The 506-nt window shown below is 68.2% G+C and carries 1 pseudogene; it reads right to left on the bottom strand.

The window, feature by feature from the left end:
- Positions 1-506 (bottom strand): annotated as a pseudogene (locus DK254_RS34100) (hypothetical protein); the annotation flags it as partial.

Below are 506 nucleotides of genomic sequence, written 5' to 3'. Positions count from 1 at the left end.
GGCGTGCCGATCTGGTCGGTGTGGAAGTAGTAGGTGCGCTCTTCGTCGCCTTCCCGGTCGACGCGGGCCAGGGGGGCGTAGCTGTCGGGTTCGTAGAGGTACAGGCTGTCGCCGTTGGTTCGGCGTTCCTGGAGCAGGCGCAGGCCTTGCCAGAGGAACTTGGTGCTTTTCGTCGTGCCGTCGTGTTCCACGGCCTTGGCCACCCGGCGGCCCAGGCTGTCGTAGTGGTAGCGGCCTTCGCTGAGCAGGTTGCCGTCGCGGTAGGTGCGGGCGCGGGTCAGGCGGTTTTCGCAGTCGTATTCGAAGTGCTGTTCCAGGTGGGCGCCGCGCTTGCGCACCACCATGTTGCCCCAGGGGTCGTAGTCGTAGCGCTGGTCTTGCCAGGTGCGCAGGCGGTTGTCCCGGATCTGGCCGTGGTGGCTGTCGCCCTCGGGGTTGACCAGGTTGGCGGCGGCGTCGTAGACGAAGCGTTCGCGGCTGGCCAGGTCCGGGGCGCTGCGGCCGAG

This window comes from Pseudomonas sp. RW407 (assembly GCF_003176655.1).
GTDB lineage: Bacteria > Pseudomonadota > Gammaproteobacteria > Pseudomonadales > Pseudomonadaceae > Pseudomonas > Pseudomonas delhiensis.
This window is presented reverse-complemented; position numbering and strand designations above follow the sequence as displayed.